Annotated in this window: 11 protein-coding genes; 7 read left to right on the top strand and 4 right to left on the bottom strand. The window is 67.9% G+C overall.

What is annotated here, in order from left to right; all coding sequences use genetic code 11:
- Positions 1-135: 135 nt before the first annotated feature.
- The gene (locus AC1DQP_RS09105; protein WP_478051452.1) at positions 136-3,519 is read right to left on the bottom strand and encodes an autotransporter domain-containing protein; all 3,384 of its coding nucleotides are present in this window, start codon (positions 3,517-3,519) and stop codon (positions 136-138) included.
- A 455-nt stretch (positions 3,520-3,974) separates the two neighbouring features.
- On the opposite strand from AC1DQP_RS09105, the gene AC1DQP_RS09110 reads away from it, so the two are divergent.
- The 6 genes from AC1DQP_RS09110 (at position 3,975) to AC1DQP_RS09135 (ending at position 9,334) form a co-directional block, all read left to right on the top strand.
- Positions 3,975-5,387 carry an amidohydrolase gene (locus AC1DQP_RS09110; RefSeq protein WP_457318609.1) on the top strand — a complete coding sequence of 471 codons (1,413 nt, stop codon included), beginning with the start codon at positions 3,975-3,977 and terminating at the stop codon, positions 5,385-5,387.
- Entirely contained in the window at positions 5,384-6,667 is a 1,284-nt protein-coding gene (locus AC1DQP_RS09115) for an amidohydrolase family protein (RefSeq protein WP_457318610.1), read from the top strand. The genes AC1DQP_RS09110 and AC1DQP_RS09115 overlap by 4 nt, the downstream gene beginning before the upstream one ends.
- Positions 6,668-6,722: 55 nt before the next feature.
- Positions 6,723-7,361 carry a 2-hydroxychromene-2-carboxylate isomerase gene (locus tag AC1DQP_RS09120; protein ID WP_457318611.1) on the top strand — a complete coding sequence of 213 codons (639 nt, stop codon included), beginning with the start codon at positions 6,723-6,725 and terminating at the stop codon, positions 7,359-7,361.
- A gap of 81 nt (positions 7,362-7,442) precedes the next feature.
- Positions 7,443-8,387, top strand: coding sequence for a DegV family protein (locus AC1DQP_RS09125; protein WP_256777323.1), 945 nt, complete (start codon positions 7,443-7,445; stop codon positions 8,385-8,387).
- 66 nt (positions 8,388-8,453) lie between these two features.
- A complete protein-coding gene (locus AC1DQP_RS09130) occupies positions 8,454-8,792 on the top strand; it encodes a hypothetical protein (protein WP_457318612.1) in 339 nt (112 codons plus the stop codon).
- 125 nt (positions 8,793-8,917) lie between these two features.
- Positions 8,918-9,334: a hypothetical protein gene (locus AC1DQP_RS09135; protein WP_457318613.1), complete on the top strand. Its 417-nt coding sequence runs from the start codon at positions 8,918-8,920 to the stop codon at positions 9,332-9,334.
- Here the strand turns inward: AC1DQP_RS09135 and AC1DQP_RS09140 are convergent.
- Genes AC1DQP_RS09140 through AC1DQP_RS09150 form a run of 3 tightly spaced genes read right to left on the bottom strand, consistent with a single transcriptional unit; the run spans position 9,308 to position 11,009 of the window.
- Positions 9,308-9,499 (bottom strand): hypothetical protein, encoded by a 192-nt coding sequence (locus AC1DQP_RS09140; RefSeq protein WP_457318623.1) that lies wholly within the window; start codon positions 9,497-9,499, stop codon positions 9,308-9,310. The genes AC1DQP_RS09135 and AC1DQP_RS09140 overlap by 27 nt on opposite strands.
- A gap of 50 nt (positions 9,500-9,549) precedes the next feature.
- Positions 9,550-10,170 carry a GGDEF domain-containing protein gene (locus AC1DQP_RS09145; protein WP_478051453.1) on the bottom strand — a complete coding sequence of 207 codons (621 nt, stop codon included), beginning with the start codon at positions 10,168-10,170 and terminating at the stop codon, positions 9,550-9,552.
- Positions 10,134-11,009 (bottom strand): hypothetical protein, encoded by an 876-nt coding sequence (locus AC1DQP_RS09150; protein WP_457318615.1) that lies wholly within the window; start codon positions 11,007-11,009, stop codon positions 10,134-10,136. The genes AC1DQP_RS09145 and AC1DQP_RS09150 overlap by 37 nt, the downstream gene beginning before the upstream one ends.
- 197 nt (positions 11,010-11,206) lie before the next feature.
- On the opposite strand from AC1DQP_RS09150, the gene AC1DQP_RS09155 reads away from it, so the two are divergent.
- On the top strand, positions 11,207-12,187 hold the full coding sequence (locus AC1DQP_RS09155; protein ID WP_478051454.1) for a L,D-transpeptidase family protein: 981 nt from the start codon (positions 11,207-11,209) through the stop codon (positions 12,185-12,187).
- The last annotated feature ends 160 nt before the right edge of the window (positions 12,188-12,347 follow it).

A 12,347-nucleotide genomic window follows, 5' to 3' on the forward strand; every position in this document is an offset into this window, starting at 1 on the left:
GCGCCCAATGCCCGACCCACCGACGGCCGCGTCTGAAGAGTTTCAGAACGCGCTTCAGGCCTGCAATATGGCGGGGAGATGGATAAGAAAAAGGCGGCCATTGGCCGCCTTTTTCCCGTTACCGGTTGTGCCCGATCAGAACTGCACGGACCAGCGTGCGGTCACACCGTGATCGCGCGACTCGCTGCCGAACTGGCCGTTGTAGCCCAGTTCCAGCTGGTTGCGCGGGCTCAGCCAGGCCGACAGGCCCAGCTCGGCGACCACGGCGTGGTCGGCGATGGCCGCACCGCTCACGGTGAAGCTGCTGCCACCGGCCAGGGCCAGATCGGCGACCTGGCTGCGGTCGCCCCAGGCGCGACGGTAGCCGACGCCACCGCGCACGTGCAGCCAGCTTTCCTGCTGCCAGGAGGCCTTCAGGCCACGGTCGAAGCGCACACCGGCAGTGCCGATGTTGCTACGGGTGTCGCCCACGTTGCCGTGCAACGCCGCGGCACCGCCCTGCTCGTTGATGCCGTCCACGTCCACCTCGACGCGGGCCACCTGCAGGTATGGCTCCAGGCCGGCTTCGGCGTCGCCGATGCGGTAGGCACCTTCGACGAAGAGCTGGCGGGTCTTGGCGTCGTAACGGGCAGTCAGCGTGTCCTGGTAACCGGCGAAGGCCAGTTCGCGCTTGCTGTCCACCTCGTGACGGCTGTAACCCAGGCCCGCGCGCAGGCCGAAACCGCCCCACTGATTGCCGACGTAAGCACCGAAGTGGGTGTTGTCGATTTCAGCGCGGGCACGACGGCCCTGGCCCTGCTTGCTGTCGGTACGACCGGTACCGATCAGCCCGCCCACCTGCCAGCCACCGCCGAACTGGTGGTCCGCACCGACCAGCAACCCGTTGCTGTTGCTTTCGGTCCGGGCGGCGTTGGCATCGCCGTCAAGCTTGCCGCTGCCGCCGATGGCCTGCACCCACACACCGGTCACCGCTTCTTCGCTGGCGCCCGGTGCACGTGCACCGAGGCTGCGGCTGAGTGCGGCATCGCGCAGGTAACGGCTGCTTTCCACCAGCACCATCGGCGCGGCGGCATGCAGTTCACCACTCAGGCCGTCCAGCGCCGCGCCGACCTGGGCCGGGAACAGCTGGGTCAGCGGCTTGGGCAGGCCCTGGTTCAGCGCCAGGCCGTCGGCGCTGCGTGCCACGGCGAGTTGGTTGGCGGTCACCGCGGCGCTGGCCAGCGCGTTGCCGCGGGCGACGTTGATCTGCACACCGTCCGTGCCGTAGCCGAGGTTGAACTGCAGGAACGGCGAGAACGAACTGAAGTCCACGGTCGCAAAGCGTCCGTTGACGCCGCCGTCGGCCTGCAGGAAGTTGAACTGCTCGCCGAGGTAGTAGGTGCCCGCTTCCGGCAGCGCCTTCAGGGTGCCGTCCAGGGTAGCGGTGCCGGTCACATGCAGCTGGTCGCTGCGGCTGCCCGGGGCCAGTTCGGCCAGGTACACGCCGGTGGCGGTCTGCACGTAATCGCCGTCGACGGTCAGCGTGCCGATCGAATTGCCCGGCGCGATGATGCCTTCCACGCGGGTATCGCCCAGACGGCCGATGCCCTGCAGCGCGCCCTTGGCGCCGACGACGGTGGCACCGCCGGTCTGCACGCCATTGAAGGACACCACGCCGCCGCTGATGTTCAGGTCGGTGTTGTCCAGCACGCCGGTGGCGGTCACGCGGCTGCTGCCACCGATGCTGTTGAAGGTCATGTCGCGCAGGGTGCCGTTGAGCAGCAGCTGGCCGCCGGTGACATCCAGCGAAGCGGTCAGCGCGTTGACGCCGTTGAGCTCCAGGATGCCTTCACGCACGATCGCACCGTTGAAGCTGTTGTCACCGCTCAGGCGCAGCCAGCCGATGCCCGACTTGGTCAGCTTGCCCGGGCCGCCGATGTCATTGGTCCAGTCGTCCCACGCATCGCCTTCCCACACCTTCAGGCCGCCGGCCTTCTGGTTCATCACCACGTTGGTGTCCACGCGCAGCTGGCCGTAGCCTTCGATGGCCTTGGCCAGGTTCACCAGGCCCCAGCCGTAGACGTCGTCCACGCCGGCAGCACCGAGGTCGGTGGCGGTGGTCAGCAGCACATCGCGCACCTGCGCGTTGTCCAGGTAGGGGAAGCGTTCGAACAGCAGGCCCAGCGCGCCGGTGACATGCGGGGCGGCCATGGAGGTGCCGCTCAGGTCTTCGTAGCCATAGGTCGGAGACTGACCGTTGATGTCCAGCTTCAGATTGCCGTTGTCGTCGTACAGATCCGCGTCGATCTGCGAGTCCGGGCCGTAGACAGTGGACGTGATGTTCGAGCCCGGGGCCGCCAGGCACCAGTTCGCCGCAAAGCCGCAGCGCATGGAGCGGTTGCTCAGCTCGAGTTCTTCATTGACGTTGACCACCGCCAGCCAGTACGGCTCGATGTCGGCGACCGCGCGCGGGAGAGAGGCATACATGCCGGCAATCGGGGCTTCTTCCGGCGACGGGTTGACCGCGTCGGTGTTACCTGCGGCCCACACCTGGATCAGACCGCGGCTACGCGAGCCTTCGGCCATCGCGGCCAGCTGGTTCTCGAATACCGGGTGGGCCAGGTACATGTCCAGGTCTTCAACGGTACCCGGCTCGCTGCTGAGCCCCCAACTGTGGTTGACCGCGCGCACACCCTGCGCATTGAGCTGTGCGTATAGTTGCGGGAAGATCGAATCATCGGCGCCCAGTGCCGCCACCGTCTGCGACGAGGGATAGAAGCGCCCATCGATCTCGACGACGGTCAGGTAGCTCGCGCTGTTGGAGAACAGGCGCGCCACACTCAGATCGGCGCCGAAGGCCACACCGTGGGTACCATTGCCGTCACGGTTGGCCGCAATGGTGCCCGACACGTGGGTGCCATGGACCTGGTAGCTGGCGCCTTCATAGAAGCCATTGCGATTGAACAGGTCCTCGTACTGCGGATCGAGAATCTGATAGTCGACCGCCACCTGGTCGCCGTCACTGCTGAAGCAGGCATCCGGACCATCGATGATGGCGGTATTCGCGCACAGGCTGCCATCGGGCAGCACATCGGCCAGATGGATGCTGCGATGGTCCTTGCCGGCGAACTCGTCATGCTGCAGGCCGGTGCCGCTGTCGAACACGCCCAGGCGGATGCCCTTGCCGGTCAGGCCGCGCGCATAGGCGGCGTCGGCGTTGATCGCGCCCAGGCCCCAGTCGGCGTCGAACTCGGTGCTGCGCCAGCTCTCGGCATTGCCGGGGGTGCCGTTGATCGGGCCGGGGGCCGGCTCGGCAGTGATGCGGACGCCGCCGACATTGGCGACGTTGGCCGCCGGCAGGTCGAGGCTGAAAGCCGCCCGCTGCAGCGCGCGCTGTTGCTGGTAGGTGCTCAGGGAGTCGCTGGAGGAACTGGCCAGCGCAGGCACCGCAAGGGCGGCCAGCAGGGTTCCGGTGATGGCCGATGCCAGCAGGCTCGGCGAGGGACGGCGACGTGCGTTGGAGCGCGATACGTAGGTCATTTGAACTCTACTTCCTTGAAGTGATTCGGGCCGGGACATCGCAGGGATATCGGCAGCCGCACCAGAAGATGCATGCCATTCCATACGACATGCTGACTGATCCTAAGCGATTTTTTACAGAATTTTTACAATTTATGGGCATAAGCCGATGCGGCGGAAACGCCGCCGGTCAACATCCGTGTTGGTCGCCCTGCGGGGCGACCCTGCAAGGTCCTTTGCACCATCGCAGGCGGAAGCCTTCGACGGTGCCACGCGTAGCACACAACCAGGCGTCATCCAGAATTCTGGACAACATCACGCTAACCATTGACGTGGCAGATGGGTATCAGGAAAACCCCCACAGCGATTGACTACGTCGGCGGATGCCCGATTCCACCTCCATGAGCTACGTCACTTGGCAATCCCGCCGGCAACCGCTAGCGTCGGCCGATCCGTCCATGCCGCATCGGGGAAACATGCGCACACGATTGACCGCCGGGGTGGCCCTGGCGCTGTTTTCACTTGCCGCGCCGTCGGCGCCGGCCGCCTCGCGATTCGTGCAGGACCCCTATCCCAGCACCTACGCGCCGATCGCCTCGGCGCCGGTACTGATCCGCAATGCCACCGTGCTGACCGGTACGGGCGTGCGCCTGGAACAGGCCGACGTGCTGCTGCGCGATGGCCGCATCGCCGCCGTCGGCACGGCGCTGGCCGCACCGGCCGATGCGCGCGAAGTGGATGCGCGGGGCAAGTGGGTCACTCCCGGCATCATCGACGTGCATTCGCACCTGGGCGTGTACCCCAGCCCCGGGGTGAGTGCGCACAGCGATGGTAACGAGATGACCGCGCCGGTCACCGCCAACGTATGGGCCGAACATTCGGTATGGCCGCAGGATCCGGGCTTCGCCGCAGCGCTCGCCGGCGGCGTGACCGCGATGCAGGTGCTGCCGGGCTCGGCCAACCTGGTCGGTGGCCGCGGCGTTACCCTGAAGAACGTGCCGGCCACCACCTACCAGGCCATGAAATTCCCCGGCGCGCCGTGGGGGTTGAAGATGGCCTGCGGCGAAAACCCCAAGCGCGTCTACGGCGGCGGCAAGGGCGTGGCGCCGTCAACGCGGATGGGCAACGTGGCCGGCTACCGCGCCGCCTTCATCGATGCCAGCGAGTATCTCGCCAAGAACGCGCCGAAGAAGCCCCAGAAGAAGAAACGCTGGTTCGGTGGCGATGACAAGGGCGACAGTGCCGGCGATGCCGGTGGCAAGCGCGACCTCAAGCTGGACACGCTGGCGGGCGCGATCCAGGGCGACATCCGCGTGCACATCCACTGCTACCGCGCCGACGAGATGGCGACCATGCTGGATCTGTCCAAGGAATTCGGCTTCAAGATCGCCGCCTTCCACCATGCCGTGGAGGCCTACAAGCTGGCTGACCGGCTCGCCGCCGAGGGCGTGTGTGGTGCGCTGTGGGCCGATTGGTGGGGCTTCAAGATGGAGGCCTTCGACGGCATCCAGGACAACATCGCGCTGGTCGACCGCCCGGCCAACAGCTGTGCGATCGTGCATTCCGATTCGCCCGAAGGCATCCAGCGGCTCAACCAGGAAGCAGCCAAGGCGATCGCCAACGCGCGCCGCGCCGGTCTCACGATCGCGCCGGAGCGCGCGATGATGTGGCTGACGCTCAACGCGGCACGCTCCTTGGGCGTGGAGAAGCAGACGGGCAGCCTGGAGGCGGGCAAGATGGGCGATGTGGTGGTGTGGAACGGGAGTCCCTTCAGTTCCTACGCGCAGGCCGAACAGGTCTATATCGACGGACATCAGGTCTACGACCGCCACGATGCGCGGCGGCAGCCGCTGTCGGACTTCATGCTGGGCCAGGAGGTCCGGCCATGAGGCGCGCTTGGAGTAGTTCGGCGCGTTGCCGAGCGTGGCTCGGCACTACCTTGCTGGTCTTGGCCGCCCTGCCGGCGCAGGCGCAGGACCTGCTGGTGCGCAATGCCACGGTGCACACCGCCAGCGCGCGCGGCAGCCTGGAGCACGCCGACGTGCTGGTCCAGGGCGGCATCATCCGCGCGGTCGGCGCAGGTCTGTCGGCACCGGCTGGCACCGTGGTGGTCGAGGCTGCAGGCAAGCCGCTGACCCCGGCGCTGTTCGGTGGCATCACCGACATCGGCATCGAGGAAGTGTCCGGCGAGTCGGCCACGGTGGACAGCACGCTGAAGCTGGACGACCAGCCATTGCGACCGGAATTCGATGTGAGCCTGGCCTATAACCCCGACTCGGTGCTGATCCCGGTGGCCCGACTGGACGGGATCGGGTTCACCGCGTTGGGGGCCAACAGCGGCGGTGGTTTCATCGCCGGCCAGGGCGGCGTGGTGCGGTTGGATGGCAGCACCGATCCGATCGGGCCACTGGCGTTGTACCTCCGTCTGGGCGCGTCCGGCGCCGAGTTGACCGGCAGCTCGCGCGCGGCGCAATGGATGCTGCTCGAACAGATGGTCAGCGAAGCGCGTGGTCGCGTGCCTGCCGATTCGCCGCACGCATTGCTGACCCCCGCCGGCCGCGCCACGCTGGCCCGCTACCTCGGCGGCCACGGGCGGCTGGTAGTGCAGATCGACCGCGCCGCCGACATCCGCCAGCTGCTGCGCTGGGCGGCCCGCGAAAACGTGAAGATCGCCATCGCCGGGGGTGCCGAAGCGTGGCGGGTGGCACCGCAGTTGGCGCAGGCCAACGTACCGGTGTTCGTTGACGCGCTGGGCAACCTGCCGGCCAGCTTCGACCAGATCGGTGCCACTCTGGAGAACGCCGCGCGCCTGCGTGCCGCTGGCGTGCAGGTCAGCTTCGCCCAGCGCGAGGATGCCTCACACAACGCGCGCAAGATGCGCCAGCTGGCCGGCAATGCGGTGGCCAATGGCCTGCCCTGGCAGGATGGCCTGGCAGGGCTGACCCGGGTGCCGGCACAGGTGCTGGGCGTGGGCGAGCGGATCGGCACGATCGAGGTCGGCAAGCTGGCCGACCTGGTGCTGTGGGAAGGCGACCCGCTGGACGTGGGCCACTACGCCGAGCAGGTGTGGCTGGGCGGCCGGCCGATGCCGATGCGCTCGCGGCAGACCGAACTGCGCGATCGCTACCTGGCCCCGGCTTCGGCCGAACCACGCGCATACTCGCGCTGAGCCGCCTTCCGCGGCGGGGCCCGCCCCCGCCGCATCCACCTGCAAGGAATTCCCGATGGCGCTGCGCTGGTACTTTGATTTCGTCTCGCCGTTCGCCTATCTGCACTGGCAGCAGCTCAAGCAGCTGCCGCAGTTCGAGCGGATCACGCCGGTGCCGATCGCCTTCGGTGCGGTGCTGCACCACCTGGGCAACCTGGGCCCGGCCGAGATCCCGGCAAAGCGCCGCTTCACCTACCGGCAAGTACTGTGGCAGGCGCAGCAGCAGGGGGTGACGCTGCGCTTCCCGCCCGGGCACCCGTTCAATCCCCTGGCCGCGCTGCGGCTGTGCCTGGCCGCCGAAGCCAGCCACCAGGCCGTGGACATCCTGTTCAACTGGATCTGGCGCGATGGCCACGCCGCCGATACCCCCGCCGCGCTGGCCCTGCCGGGCGCGATGCTGGAAGTGGCCAACGTGGCCGCAGCGGTATCGGCGCCGTCGGTGAAGGAGCAGCTGCGGCAGAACACCGAAGCGGCGATCAGCGCCGGGGTGTTCGGGGTACCGACCCTGGCCATCGATGGCGAACTGTTCTGGGGCAACGAGGCGCACGGCCTGATGCAGGCCGTACTGGCCGACCCGACCATGCTGCAGCGCGGCGAATGGGCACGGATCGATAACCTGCCGGTGGCGGTGGAGCGCAGCCGACCGGCAAGCTGACTGGCCGCTCAGGCAGCGTCGACGATTTTGAGATAGCTTTCACACTTCCGAACCTACAACCGGCCTTGAGGGGGGCTCAGGATGCGCATCGGAATCGTCGTCGACTCTGCCTGCGATTTGCCGCAGGACTTCATCGAACAACACAACATCGTGCTGCTGCCAATCACGGTGCGGATCGGCGAAGCGGTGCTCGCCGACCATCGCGACGAGCAGGCCACGCTCAGCTTCCTGCATGCCCACGTGGCCGAACACGGCGCCGAAGCGGAGACCATTCCGTTCAGCGTCACCCAGATCCGCGACCTGTTCCTGGGCAAGCTGGTGATCGATTACGACCATGTGTTCTGCATGACGATCACCAAGACCCGCAGCCCCATCCATGACAACGCGATGCAGGCCAGCTTCGCGATCCTCAACGACTACAAGCCGGTGCGCCAGGCAGCTGGCTTCAATACGCCGTTTGCCCTGCGCGTGCTCGATACCCAGAACCTGTTCGCCGCGCAGGGCGTGACCGCGGTGGAAGCGGTGCGGCTGCGCGCCAGTGGCGTGAGCGTGCAGCAGATCCGCGAACGGCTGGAAATGCTGGCGCAGAACGTGCACGGCTACATGGTCACGCGCGACCTGTACTACATGCGCGCCCGCGCCCGGCACAAGGGCGACCGCAGCGTCGGCCTGCTCAGCGCGGCGCTGGGCAGCGCGCTGGACATCAAGCCGGTACTGCATGGCTACCGCGGGCAGACCGGGCCGGTGGCCAAGATCAAGGGCTTCGACAACGCGGTGCAGAAGCTGTTCGATTTCGTCGGGCAGCGGGTCAAGGCCGGGCTGCTGACGCCCACCGTATGCGTCAGCTACGGCGGCGAGCTGGCCGACCTGCAGGCCCTGCCCGGCTACGCCACGCTGCAGCAGACCTGCCAGGCGCACGGGGTGGAGCTGTTCGAGTCGGTGATGAGCCTGACCGGCATGGTCAACGTCGGCAAGGGCGCGGTCACCATTGGATTTGCCGACGAACCGCATACCTTCAGCGGCTGAGCCGCCGATCTGCACGCCGATTGCACTTCGGCTCTGCCAGCCTTGCCGCATTCACTGGAGGTAACCATGTCAACGCAGTACCACATCAGCCTGCCGGACCCGTCCAAGGCCCGCGGCAACGATCCAGACCTTTCCTTCCGCTCGCAGGGCGCCGCCGGCTTCGCCGAGGAGCTGCAGGATGCCCTGCGCAGCACCGTCCTGTTCGACAAGTGGCGTGCCAAGCAGCCCGACCCGGACGCGGTCGAAGCGCAGTGGGGGGCCACCGATCCGTCGGCCACCGTCACCGGCTCGCAGGACGACCTGCGCATCAACCTGGTGGCCACCACCCGCATCGACAGCGATGTGTTCAAGCAGCGCCTGCGCATGCTGGCCGGGCATCATTGGGAGCTGCGCGACGTGCGTTGAAGCGCGATGCGATGGTAACGTGCCGACCGCATGTTGCCCTCGCCGCTCTCCAGAGCGGGCTGCGCATGCCGCCCGACACTGGAACCGGGCCGCCATCATGGCGGCCTTTACGCATGGAATGCCGCGTGGACCCGAAACGCCGCAATCTCATCGACCGCACCGACCTTGACGCGTTGCTGTCGCCGCCGCAGGCGCCGTTTCGCGACGTGGTGGATCCGGTGCGCGTGCCCGCGCCGCGCCCTGGCCCGACTGCATCGGCGCCTCCGGCGGTGCCGGCCGACGACGTCGTGTACCTCGTTCCCAACCGCGGCGTGCGCCGCGTCATCCTGATCGCCGCCGGCGGTCCGATCATGCTGATCGGCATGATGCTGCTGGAAGTCATCTGGAGCGCCCTGCCCGAGGGCGGCACCGTGCTCCGGGCGGCGCTGACGGTGATTCCGGTGCTGATGATCGGCTACCTGCCCTACCGACTGCTGGGCCGGCGGGGTTCACCCCGACGGCCGGTCGACAGCGGATCAGGGATGCGCGGCCCCGGCGCCTGACGTCCCCGTCGTTGCGACCGCTTCGCCACCCTGCCAGCCCCCCAACGCCCGGTACAGCTCCACCCGCGGCATTGCCGCACTGGCGTGGCGGGTGGCCAGCGCTGCCTGGTTGTCCAGGGCGATGCGCTGGGGGATCGCTGCGCTGCTGCTCGCTGGCTTCAGCATCGATCGCAGCGTCCATTGTCAGCGCCGGGCGCCACGCCGCGGCGACCGGCTCATCGCGGCGTCGCGCCGGCGACGGATGACACGCCAGCGTCCGCCTCCACCACCCGGTTGCGGCCATGCCGCTTGGCCTCGTACAACGCGGCATCGGTGGCTGCCAGCAGGCCACTGGGATCGGACGAAGCGATCTGCGCGACATGCGCCACGCCGATGCTGACGGTCACACCGATCAGGTTGACCGCACCGGGCGAGGCCAGACGCACCCGTTCCACCGCCTGGCGCATGGTCTCGGCCAGCGCCAGCGCACCCTCGCGCGTCGTCGCGGGAACCACCACCGCGAATTCCTCACCGCCGTAGCGCGCCACCACGTCCGACCCGCGCGTGGCACAGCCGGCCAGGGTGGTGGCGACCTCGCGCAGGCATACATCGCCCAGCGGATGGCCGAAGCGGTCGTTGAACTGTTTGAAGTGATCGATGTCCACCATCAGCAACGCCATGCCCTGCCCGCTGCGGCGCGCGCGGCCCCATTCGGCCTGCAGCACGTGGTCGAACTGGCGGCGGTTGGCCACCCCGGTCAATGCGTCCACCCGCGACAGTACGTCCAGCTGGTCCTGGCGCTCCATCGCACGTACCTGCATCACCACCCCGCGCAGGCCCGACCCCAGCGTGGCCACAGCGCGAAGCCGACCACGGCCAGGTGYGGGTGCTTGTCCACCATCAATCCCGACACCACCAGCAGCGCGGCCGGCAGGATCAACGGGCTGCCCGCGCGCACCGCCAATGCCAGGCGGCGCGGTGTGGTGTCCTCCGCCTCGGCGCCGCCGCGCAGTGCCAGTACCGCAAGCAGCAGGAACGGCAGGTCGATCAGCACATCGGTCAACCCGCCGTAGCTTGCCTCGGTGGCAAAGTGGTTGATGTAGGCGGCCATCCCCAGATAGAGCCAGGCGAACAGGCTCAACGCACGGAAGAACACCCGGCGCGAGCCGTCTTCGCTGGCAAGGTAGCGCACCAGCGCGAACACCGCGATGAACAGGTTCTCGATGTCGAACATCACCCGCAGGCTGTTTATCCCCTGCGCCGGGGCATCGCTCACCGTGGCGAAGGAAAAGGTGTGCACGAAGAACAGGTAGCCCAGCAGCAGCGCCAACGCGCCATCGATAAGGATCAGGTACCAAGGCTCATGCCGCGGGTGCGCCATCGCAAATGTCAGCGGCACCCCGTACAACACGTAGAGCAGCATGCTGGCGCCCGGCGTCGCATCGGGATTGCCGCGTCCGATTTCCTGGTACATGTTCAACGCCATGCCGCCGGCCCACAGCAGCATGCCCACCGCGAGCGCCAGCCAGCCCACGCGCGCCTGGCTCAGCCGCATGCGCCACAGGCAGCCAAGCGCGGCCAGCAGCGGCGCACCGATCAGGAACGAAAATGACAACGCCTGTGCATGGCCCGGCAGCAATGCCAGGGCCAATCCGTGGCACAGCAGGTACAACGCCGCCCACCATGCTGCTGCCATGCAACCCCCTGTCCGGAGTGACGTGCGCCCACGATAGCGCGAATGCCCTGCGGCGCCGATCAAACGAGGCAAGGCGCTTCACAGGCCGTGCACGCTGCCAGGGACCGCGTCGCACTCAGCTGCCCGTCAGCGTTTTCACGGCACACGTGCACATCGCTCCGGCAAGGTAAATCCATACCCCCTACCGGACGTTCTCGATGATCCTGCGCCCGCGCGCCACCGCCCCGCTTCTCGCCTTCGCCCTGGCCTGCGCAGCACCGGCCTGGGCGCAAACGCCGGCTGCGCTGCCGGCGCCCATTGCCGAAAACGCCACCGCCGGGAACAGCGCGCCGGCCACCGGTGTGCGCTCTGACCTGCACGCACAAGTGCTGCTGGACCGTGCGCACTTCTCGCCGGGCGAAATCGATGGCCTGCCCGGCTCGAACCAGAAGCGTGCGGTGGCCGGTTTCCAGGCCGCCCGCGGCCTCAAGGTTACCGGTGAACTCGACGATGCCACCTGGCAGGCGCTGCAGCCGGACAGCACGCCCGTGCTGGCCCGTTACACCCTGACCGCCGAGGACGTGGCCGGCCCGTTCCAGCCGATCCCGAAGAAGCCGGCCGAGCAGGCCAAGCTCAAGGCGCTGGGCTTCACCACGGTGCAGGAGTCGCTGGGCGAACGCTTCCATGCCTCGCCCGAGCTGCTGCGCACGCTCAACCCCGGCGTGGACCTGGCCAAGGCCGGCAGCGAGATCCAGGTACCCAACATCGCCGCGGCGGCGCTGCCCAAGGCGGCCAAGCTGGTGATCGACAAGTCCGATTCCACGCTGCGCCTGTATGACGCACAGGGCAAGGTGTACGCGCAGTTCCCGGTGTCCTCGGGCAGCAAGCACGATCCGCTGCCGATCGGGACCTGGAAGATCCTGGGCATCTCGCGCGAGCCGACCTTCCACTACAACCCCAAGCTGTTCTGGGATGCCAGCAAGAAGGAGAGCAAGGCACTACTGCCGGCCGGCCCGAACAACCCGGTCGGCCGGGTCTGGATCGATATCTCCAAGCCGCACTACGGCCTGCACGGCACGCCCGAGCCGGGCCATGTGGGCAAGACCGAATCGCACGGCTGCGTGCGCATGACCAACTGGGATGCCCTGCAGGTGGCCGATGCGGTGGACGCCTCGGTGCCTGTGGTGATGCAGGAGTGATGCGATGACACTGCCCAAACTGCTCGCACTGGGACTGGTGATCGGCGTGGCGGGCTGGTGGTGGCTGGGGCCGCGCGCGGAACAGGCGCCCGCCGCCGCGGTCGCATCGCCAGCGGTGCTGGCGACGCCGGGACGCGCCGGTCCGGCGGCCGTCGCCAGC

The organism is Stenotrophomonas sp. P5_A8 (genome assembly GCF_056400545.1).

Excerpts from the sequence above, each read along its gene's own strand:
- AC1DQP_RS09110 (WP_457318609.1), top strand. The coding sequence starts at position 3,975 with ATGCGCACACGATTGACCGCCGGGGTGGCCCTGGCGCTGTTTTCACTT.
- AC1DQP_RS09105 (WP_478051452.1), bottom strand. The coding sequence starts at position 3,519 with ATGACCTACGTATCGCGCTCCAACGCACGTCGCCGTCCCTCGCCGAGC.
- AC1DQP_RS09130 (WP_457318612.1), top strand. The coding sequence starts at position 8,454 with ATGTCAACGCAGTACCACATCAGCCTGCCGGACCCGTCCAAGGCCCGC.
- AC1DQP_RS09140 (WP_457318623.1), bottom strand. The coding sequence starts at position 9,499 with ATGCTGAAGCCAGCGAGCAGCAGCGCAGCGATCCCCCAGCGCATCGCC.
- AC1DQP_RS09115 (WP_457318610.1), top strand. The coding sequence starts at position 5,384 with ATGAGGCGCGCTTGGAGTAGTTCGGCGCGTTGCCGAGCGTGGCTCGGC.
- AC1DQP_RS09155 (WP_478051454.1), top strand. The coding sequence starts at position 11,207 with ATGATCCTGCGCCCGCGCGCCACCGCCCCGCTTCTCGCCTTCGCCCTG.
- AC1DQP_RS09125 (WP_256777323.1), top strand. The coding sequence starts at position 7,443 with ATGCGCATCGGAATCGTCGTCGACTCTGCCTGCGATTTGCCGCAGGAC.
- AC1DQP_RS09120 (WP_457318611.1), top strand. The coding sequence starts at position 6,723 with ATGGCGCTGCGCTGGTACTTTGATTTCGTCTCGCCGTTCGCCTATCTG.